Source organism: Okeania sp. SIO2F4 (assembly GCF_010672385.1).
In the GTDB taxonomy this organism is placed as follows: domain Bacteria; phylum Cyanobacteriota; class Cyanobacteriia; order Cyanobacteriales; family Microcoleaceae; genus Trichodesmium.
On record NZ_JAAHGT010000410.1, the window covers coordinates 1 to 8,145 of the forward strand.

An 8,145-nucleotide genomic window follows, 5' to 3' on the forward strand; every position below is an offset into this window, starting at 1 on the left:
AGGTACCATTGGTAATATTTTGGGTTTAACTCCAAATCGACTAGATAATCTGCCATAATCATTAGAGAACATTAAAGTGAGGGGAATTGTGTAGACTACATGACAGTTTAGTTTTTTGAGTTGTTCGCCTCGGTCTACAAATAAATATTCTGGTTGAGTACGTCCCCAGGATTTGGGTGAGTTATCTACACGGTCTAGATTATCAACAATAACAACAAGTCCTTTCTTATCTCGGCGTTTGAGTTCTATATTGGCACGTTCAAGTAATTCTTGATTTATTGATTCTAGAATAGTGCTGGTTCGAGGTTCGAGGTATTGTCTTAATTGAGAACGTAGTTTAGGGGAATTCTTAGTTTTAGCAGTAATTTTAGCAATTCCCACAGATAATTCTGCTTCTGTTGAAAGTTCTATGGGGGTTTGTAAGACTTCTGATACTTCAGTAAATAGCTTTTGGAAGTAACCTGGTTTGATTTTGATTTTCGTTTGTTCCATACTTTCGCTGACTTGACGAGCGATCGCCAGCAAAATATCACTAATATCTACATCTCCCATATCTAAATCTTCAGAAGATTCGAAGTAAACAACGTGATATCCCTGTTTTTCTAATTTATCTTTGAGTCGAAATAATTCAGTAGACTTACCACAACCTATATGTCCTGTAAAGAGTTGACAAGATGGTTGATTTTCAGATAAAAGTGTTATGGTTCTTTCTAACTTTCGGATAATGTCACTACCCCTGACACTGGCAAAATCTATGTAATATTGTTGATCTTCAGGGTTCCCTACTATGAGGGTCTTGCTTGGGTTACAAGCTTTGTAAAATTTAATTAAGTCTAGTTCACTCAAGACTTGTTTTCCCATGTACGAAAAAAGTAGTATTGTTTAATATTGATAAGTGTTATTTTCCTGGATTCTTTTAATCTGGGCAAGAGGTATGTCAACACCTGGGGGTAAAAGCATCAATAATCATTACCCTAGAGGAAATAGAATATAGCAATCCTCTGCACAGTTGTAATATTTTGGTGGCAGTTGGGAGTCAAGAGTCAGGAATCATAATTTTAAATGTTTTCAGTTAAAATTAACTGTTATAAACATTATTACAACTAATTCGCGGATTGCTATATATACCATTTGGTATTAATCCCAGTGATTAAGTTTTTTGCACAGGAGTCAGGAGATGGAGAGGGGTATACAGAAAAAATCTTAAAAAATACTCATATTTTCCCATCTCCCCATATTCCCCTTATCTTTTTAAATAGGTCTCAAATAGCTTCCATAAGAAAATCAATTAGATGATTGAGAATCAACATGACTTTTATCTTCTATTTGAATAATTTGAAACCCAAAAAATTAACATATCCGTATTACAAAAACACAAAAATATGTGATTAAACCATATTAAAATTTCTATCAAAAAAGGTTAATTTTTAAGGATATTAATTAGTAAATAATACCACTTATTCAAGATTTATGATTGAACCTTAAAACTACTTGATAATTTGATATTTTTCCCTAGCATCTACCACTAACTTGAAAAAAGAATGTTATGAATAATTGGGATCGCTAAAAGATTTTACAGTAGATGTCCCTTTAACTAAAAAGATAAGTTTCAATCTAAAAAATAATATAAAAGCAATTCATTCTGACTCCTAACTCCTGACTCCTGACTCCTGACTCCTGACTCCTAATAAATAGCCTAGCTATTTGTATCAAAGATTTATCAATTTGGTATAACACCTTTTTTCAGGATATTTAGCAAACTTTTTAAGATTTTGTATGAATTAAGTAAATGACTAATAGTATTGGAGCGGTTTCTCAATCAGATTTAGCAAATCGGCGAAAAACATTACGTCGTCAACGACGTTTTAAATTAGTAATTATAATCTGGCAAATACTAGCAGTTAGTGGTTTAGCATCAGGTCTACTGTGGTCAATTACTCAGCCAATTTGGCTAATAACTAAACAAGAACAATTAACTGTAGAAGGTAATCAATTGCTTTCAGACAGAGCAATATTATCTCTAATTACTTTAGATTATCCTCAATCTCTTTGGGGAATTCAAACACAAATATTAGCTCAGAATTTAGAGTCACATAATCCAATTGCTAAAGCAAAAATTAGTCGTCATTTATTTCCTCCGAGTTTAAGGATAGAGATTACAGAAAGACGCCCTGTAGCAATTACTCAATTTAAAAGTAAGGTGGGTACTGGTAACTCACAAAAAATGGGATGGTTAGATGCTTATGGCAACTGGATACCTCTAGAAAGCTTTTCTGCTCTAGAAAGAACTGAATCTTTACCTACTCTAAAAGTAATTGGTTTTAGTGAACAGTATCGTCAATATTGGCATCCTCTATACCAAAGTTTAAGTCGTAGTCCTGTTAAAGTATTTGAGATTAATTGGGAAGATCCAGGAAATTTAATTCTAACAACTGAATTAGGATTAGTACATCTCGGACAGTATAGCTCTCGATTTAATGAACAATTAAATGTCTTAGACCGGATGCGAGAATTGCCGAATAAAATTGATATTCGCCGAATGGCCTATATCGATCTAAAAAATCCAGAATCTCCTTTAATTCAGTTACCTAATAAATCTAGAGCAATTAAAATTCAGTCAAATTAAATCTACAAAAATTTCTAATGTGAAGTACCCAAGGGCTTCATCTCTCTTATGCTGTTGCCTCTATTAGACAAGTCAATATTAGACCTCTGGTGGAAAAGAGGGAACACTTAACACTTAACACTTAACAGGGAAAAGTAATTGATAATTTCTGGATAAGAATTGATTTTATTTTTGATTTTCACGCCTATGTCTATTAGTCTTATACAGCATCTCTGGTTGCTTGCAACCTTTATCTCCTCTAAGGAAGAACACATGCACTCACCCACCTGACCCAGGTTCAAAATATTTGATTGTCGTGTTTTCCAACTTTTACGGGCAGATTGACTTAAAATTACTGAGCTGCAGTCTTTCTGATTCCCAGGCTCCATAGTTTCTGCGCCGAACAGTCGCCTGCTACTTCGTTTGTTAGGCTGTCTGATATTCCTATCGTCTGGATGTTAACCAGTTGTATTACAGCACATTCATGATTATTACGATTGATCCCAACCCCTACTTTGTTCAGGTGCTTGACTTCTCACGACGTTAGTTAAAAGTATTTTGAAAAGTGGCCTTGAGTTGCAGAAAAACTCTAAAGTAATAAATAAAGTAATAAATATAGTTATCAAAAATTGCTAATGGGAATCTTCAGAAATTAATTAAAGACGCTTCAGTATTACAAAAGTTCCCAAAAAAGCAAAATGAATAAACATTCTCCGGTTGTTGGATTATAGTGCAACATATTCTAGAATATGATTGATTAATCTCTGCCAAGAGCCATCCTGGTAAGCTATAAACTAACTTAGAGTAAAAAAAAACTGTATATCTACCATCCCCAATAATGATAGTGAATAATCAACAAGGGGTCAACCATGAAATTCCCCAATCTCAAGGACAAGGAAATTTTCCATTGCCAAAAAATATCTCTAATCCATTTGGTAATAGCTCAGGATTGTATGGAGAACAAAATTATGACCCCAAGGGTATAACAAAAGAAGAATCCAGGAGTGATGATATCGTGCCAAGTAATACGGCAAAAATCAAAGTAATTGGTGTGGGAGGGGGTGGCGGCAATGCTGTTAACCGAATGATTGCTAGTGAGGTCTCTGGTATAGAATTTTGGACGGTTAACACAGATGCCCAAGCCTTAACTCTGTCCCATGCTCCTAAACGCCTACAACTTGGACAAAAACTGACAAGAGGCTTGGGGGCAGGGGGTAATCCTGCTATTGGGCAAAAAGCGGCGGAAGAATCTAGAGATGAAATAGCTAATGCTTTAGATCATCCCGATCTAGTATTTATTACTGCTGGAATGGGAGGGGGTACTGGTACTGGTGCTGCTCCAGTTATTGCTGAAATTGCTAAGGAGGCAGGGTCTCTGACAGTAGGCGTTGTAACTCGTCCTTTTACTTTCGAGGGACGACGCCGAATTACTCAAGCTGATGAAGGTATTACTGCTCTACAAACTAGAGTAGATACTTTAATCGTGATACCCAATAATCGCTTGCTGTCTGTTATTAATGAACAGACTCCTGTACAGGAAGCTTTTAGAATTGCAGATGATATTTTACGTCAAGGTATACAGGGTATTTCAGATATTATTACTGTGCCGGGATTAGTAAATGTTGACTTTGCTGATGTTAGAGCAGTTATGGCTGATGCTGGTTCGGCGTTGATGGGAATTGGTATGGGGTCTGGTAAATCTAGGGCAAGGGAAGCAGCAAATATGGCAATTTCTTCTCCTTTACTTGAGTCTTCCATTGAAGGAGCAAGAGGAGTTGTATTTAATATTACTGGAGGTACCGATCTAACCTTACATGAGGTTAATGCTGCTGCTGAGATTATCTACGAAGTTGTCGATCCTAATGCCAATATTATTTTTGGTGCTGTAATTGATGAAAAACTTCAGGGAGAAATCAAAATTACTGTGATAGCTACTGGTTTTAGTGGGGAAGTACAAACTCAACCTACTCAGGAAAAGGTGCAACCAAGACGACCAATATCGAATCCTACTCAGACTTCTACTCAAACTACTGAGCCACAAAAAAAATTACCAGGATTAGATATTCCTGACTTTCTGCAAAGGCGACGAAATCCACCTAATCCTAATAGATAATATTAAAGCAAAGGAAATTTCTTGATATCTAACTCCGTTCTACTGAACTTACCCAAACTTACCCAAAATAGTATTTTGAGCTTTGGAGACTAGCTTCGGTGCTTCTGTGAGAACCACCGACCGCAGTCTGTAACTTATTCTCTCCACAGGCTTAAAATCGGTGGGAACTCCACCTACTGATATCGAAATAAATCTTGAAAACTTTGCGACTGTGTTCCATTATTTTCAGGACATTTAAGGTTAATGGATTTCTCAACCACCTTTCTCGTGGCTGTTTACCATTGGCCATAACTTCTTAAAAGTTTAAGTCGATTTTTATAAGCTTGTTTATTGCTTTCTATAATTGTAGCAAACTTTCAAACATTAATTTTTAAGATTTATCTAGATATGTCCAACTATTCGACTTGAGTAGTTAGCCCTATAGAACCCATTTGGGATCTATGAAAAGGGAGTGTGGGGAGATAGGGTATTGGAGGTGTATGGGAGTATTTTTCAATCTTTTTCTCAAGCATGCCTAATTCCCCCAGACCCTAGAGCGCTCTTCAAAAATAAATATCCTGGGGATTTAGACCAAATAGAGATATCTAAATAATAAAAAATCAAATCAATTATTGATACTAACAGGACTTACGCAAAAGTACTATATATAGAGTTAAAAAACTATAACGTTACAGTTTTGAACTCTATATGTATGGTCTGGTGCGTAAGTCCTGACTAACTGATAAATTCTTTCCCCCTACTCCCTATTTCCTACTCCCTCTTTTCTGGAGATACGCTTAGGGCTTCTATAAATTCTATAAAATGGTTATGGTTGATTTAATGGCATCAAGTATTCCTGTTGCTTTGACTATTGCTGGTTCTGATAGTGGCGGTGGAGCAGGTATTCAGGCAGATTTGCGTACTTTTGCTTTTCACTGTGTTCATGGTACAAGTGCTTTGACTTGTATCACTGCTCAAAATACTTTGGGAGTGAATAGGGTTGATGCTTTGTTACCAGAAGCGGTCAAAGCACAAATTGAAGCGGTTGTTAAAGATATAGGTGTCCACGCTACTAAAACAGGAATGTTACTAAACCAAGAGATTATTTTGGCTGTGGCTGAGACGGTGGAAGCTTTAAGTTTAAAACAATTGGTGGTAGACCCAGTAATGGTATCCCGTGCAGGTGTTCAGTTGATTGATGATTCGGCGGTGGCAGCGTTACGGGATTTTTTGCTACCAAAGGCCAGTATTGTTACTCCTAATATTTATGAGGCCCAGATTTTTACGGGTTTAAGTATTAATGATATTGATGATATGCGACTGGCGGCTGAGAAAATTCACAAATTAGGGGTCAAGACTGTTCTGGTCAAGGGGGGCGCTCTGAAGCATAATTTCCGAGGAGCAGATGTTTGGTTTGATGGGGAGTGCTTTGAAACTTTGACAACTGCTACAGTTGATACTACTAATACTCATGGTACTGGTTGTACTCTCTCAGCAGCAATAGCAGCTAATTTAGCCCAAGGGAAAGATTTATTTTCTGCTGTTAAATTGGCTAAGGATTATGTGACAAATGCTTTAAAATATGCTTTGGAAATTGGTCACGGTCAAGGCCCTATCGGACATTTTTTCCCTTTGTTATTAAACACTTAATTAATCAACATAATCTTATTTGTATTCTTAAAAGTAGATAGTGGCACTAGATAAGTAAGCAATTCTAAAGTCTCTATTTCCTTGGGAAAACACTCCGCAATTGAAATCCTCCCGAGGCTGCACTTGCGTGACAGCGCGGGATTCCTAACCATCGCGCTATTTGGGTTTTCTGCTGCCTCTTGCAGAGGAGCTGCGCTTTTCATGTCGCGCAGCGAAACAATGCACCAGCCTCTGAGGTCGAAGCCTCTTTCCGGTCTAAAGGCGCGCTCCACAGTACGTCGCCAATCCGACGGCTCCACTAGACACTGCTAGCCCAGCAGCCTTTAAATACCATAGCACACGCTTTGGAAAAACCGCAAAATTGATTGGTTTTCCCATATCTCAGCTCCCTTGGCAGGAGAGCGCGGGTCAAGGGCCAACATTGAGATAAAATGTCAGGCGGACTCAAGAGAGTTAAAAATCAAAAATATTGATTGGTAAGGCTTTTGGGATTTTGTAACTGGCTAGTTATTTCTGCCATCCTGTGGTAGTTTGATTGATTGACAATCTATTTTTTTACCGAAAAATTAAGGTATAAAGCCTCTCCATTCATCGAGAAAAAGCGGTCCTTGGATGGCGAGGTCTCCTCGCTTGCCTCCAATCGACCAAGAGAGCGGTCGGAAAGCGGAGCATGACCTTGGGATGGGATGGATGGGTTACAACCATATCCAATCGACGAAGAGAGGGGTCGGAAAGCGGAGCATGACCTAGGATGGGATGGCGAGGTTTCCCGAAGAGTGCAGAGCCGCTCCGAAGTGCGCCATATCCAATCGACCAAGAGAAAGAAAAAAAATTCCTTTTAGGCAATCCTATCTGTTATAAGAACAATTAATAATTAATTATTAATTGTTGAACATTACTCCTATGGGTAAAAATTATAAAAATTTGCCAATCAATAATAAATATCTATAAAATGCCTAATAGTTGACTGGCAAATATTAGCCATTTCAAAATATAAAATATATTTATTTTCTAGCACTCCCTAAGCGATAGTAGCGACTATGATGCCAGCTATAGTCTTTACTCTTGTTTTCTTCAGATTCTGAAGTAGATGCTGATGCTGGTTTTGAGGAAAATGCTTTTTGAGTTTCTTCTACAAATAAAGGAGTTGAGCTTTTCAGAAGATCTCTTTGTACTGCAGCAAAAGCATGACGTACTCCTGCAACAATCTGCTTTTGATAATCTTCTTCTGCTTTTTTTGTTTGGAACTTCCAACCTTCCTTACTTGAAGCATATAGGGGAGGGAGACGATTCAGGGCATAAGTTTCTACATCAGCTCGTTTAATATATTTGGCTAACTTTTGAGGAAGTAAAGTAATTTGACGATTTACTTCATCTGCTACCATCTGTTCCATAATATTTATATATTTCTTTTTAGAATTAACTACCATAATTATTTTCCTGTTTCCTTCTTATCTACATTTTTTTTACTTAATTATAGCTGTTTTAACCTCAAGTTTATGATTAGAATCCCTCAATTAATTAATGATAAATAACTACTATTAGTATTAATTAGTACGAGGAAATAACAGTTATTATTAAGTCTTCCATCTTTTTAATATTTTGGTTACCAGCTAAGTATCCAATACCTCGATGTAAGTGTAGACGAAATTGGCTTGCCAAGGTTTCTTGATCTATACCTATTCCTTCATTATAGCAACGTTGCTTAAGAGCTAACAACAATATGTCAGAAAATTTCCCGCCAAAAATTCTCCATGTTAATTCTAAATTGCTATCAGCAGGAATTGGCACTGGAGAG

General features: G+C 37.0%; 6 protein-coding genes. 3 read left to right on the plus strand and 3 right to left on the minus strand.

Annotated elements, in window-relative coordinates:
* Positions 1–861, minus strand: an 861-nt coding sequence (locus tag F6K22_RS23190) for a P-loop NTPase fold protein (RefSeq protein WP_375340189.1), incomplete at its 3' end; no start/stop codon positions are given.
* 928 nt (positions 862–1,789) lie between these two features.
* Between F6K22_RS23190 and F6K22_RS23195 the strand changes: the two genes are divergently transcribed.
* The 3 genes from F6K22_RS23195 (at position 1,790) to thiD (ending at position 6,347) form a co-directional block, all read left to right on the plus strand.
* Positions 1,790–2,626, plus strand: a complete 837-nt coding sequence (locus F6K22_RS23195; protein WP_293103308.1) for a cell division protein FtsQ/DivIB — start codon at positions 1,790–1,792, stop codon at positions 2,624–2,626.
* A gap of 817 nt (positions 2,627–3,443) precedes the next feature.
* Positions 3,444–4,718, plus strand: coding sequence for a cell division protein FtsZ (ftsZ, locus tag F6K22_RS23200; protein ID WP_293103311.1), 1,275 nt, complete (start codon positions 3,444–3,446; stop codon positions 4,716–4,718).
* An 807-nt stretch (positions 4,719–5,525) separates the two neighbouring features.
* The gene (thiD, locus tag F6K22_RS23205) at positions 5,526–6,347 is read left to right on the plus strand and encodes a bifunctional hydroxymethylpyrimidine kinase/phosphomethylpyrimidine kinase (RefSeq protein WP_293103319.1); all 822 of its coding nucleotides are present in this window, start codon (positions 5,526–5,528) and stop codon (positions 6,345–6,347) included.
* Between the two features lie 1,004 nt (positions 6,348–7,351).
* Here the strand turns inward: thiD and F6K22_RS23210 are convergent.
* The gene (locus F6K22_RS23210; RefSeq protein ID WP_293103314.1) at positions 7,352–7,777 is read right to left on the minus strand and encodes a late competence development ComFB family protein; all 426 of its coding nucleotides are present in this window, start codon (positions 7,775–7,777) and stop codon (positions 7,352–7,354) included.
* Between the two features lie 121 nt (positions 7,778–7,898).
* Positions 7,899–8,145, minus strand: a 247-nt coding sequence (locus F6K22_RS23215) for a DndE family protein (protein ID WP_293103317.1), incomplete at its 5' end; no start/stop codon positions are given.